Here is a 1155-nt window from a genome sequence, read left to right as displayed (position 1 = left end):
ACTCATGATTCTCTATGTAAATAAACCATTTTTCCGTTTCCAATTGTACTCAAAACAGAAAACGAACAGGAAACAGATGCATCAAACAGGAAACATTTATATTTTGATACCAAACCAGCACGGAACTGAATTGCCACTTATTGTTTTGGCCTTCTTCCGGTAAATCTTATCCTTAAGTTTTGCATCGAGATGCTTATTAAATTGAGTCACCTTTTCAGGTTTAAATCCACCTTGTTTACACCATGCAGAATACATCACATATAACCTTTTGCATTCGATGCGACTTCCACCCTGTTTTGAACCTTCACTTTCAATTTCACATTCTTCATCTATGAACAGCATAATAGTATCCGATTCCATTTGATATGTTTTAACTTGGTCTGTAATCGTTTGTGAATATGAAAATCCACCTTGTTGTTCGAGTCGTCTTAAGCCCTCAAGCGCATAATTTAATAGTGTTGATAAAGCGGATGGAGTCGTCAATTTATGAATTAACTTCGTGTCCTTTTGTTGATCCGTAAATTTTCGAGTAAAAGGAAACACCGTCAGCCTTCTAAAAAATCCATCACTATGGTCACTACTCTTCGGCAATTCATTCGCACTAAACAACAATTTACAAAACGGCTCAAAGTTAAAGGGATCTTTTCCCTTTTTCTCTGCGTTTAATCCTTCACCACTGGCAAGCACCTTGAGGTTCCCTGTAGAGTTCAATGCATCCGCAGGGATATCTGTAAAGCAATTCAGCACTTTTCCATACAACTCAGCAATCTTAAACCGTGATCTGTCTCCTTCTAAATCCTGAATTTTAACTTTCGATATATTCGCCTTGCCTATCATGGCTTCAATCGTCTTAATCAATACCGATTTCCCGTTGCTTCCCGTACCTGTGAATAAAAATATCTTCTCATACTCCAAGGTGGGAATCAGGAAATAGCCAATCATTTCAAATAAAGTTGCATGCGTATCCTGTTCAAGCACAGATTCGATAAACTGAAGCATAGCAGGATCATTGGCCGTAGGATCATATAGAACAGGAAATTGAATGGTGCTCCGTCTATCAGGCGTATGCTCCCTTAACTCTCCCGTTTTCCAATTCAACAAACCGTTTTTAACATTAATATAGTCGTCCAACATATTCATTTGGGTTCCTGCAAT

Annotated in this window: 1 protein-coding gene; it reads right to left on the bottom strand. The window is 38.1% G+C overall.

From position 1 onward, the window contains the following. Positions 1-96 precede the first annotated feature (96 nt). Positions 97-1155: DNA primase family protein (locus ACIFO6_RS13830; protein ID WP_430041235.1), on the bottom strand; the 1059-nt coding region annotated here is incomplete at its 5' end.

The sequence above is a fragment of the Paenibacillus sp. NRS-1781 genome, assembly GCF_050467745.1.
Classification (GTDB): Bacteria; Bacillota; Bacilli; order Paenibacillales; family Paenibacillaceae; genus Paenibacillus; species Paenibacillus terrae_A.
The sequence above is the reverse complement of the archived record's forward strand: the minus strand, read 5'-3'. Positions and strand labels throughout refer to the sequence as shown.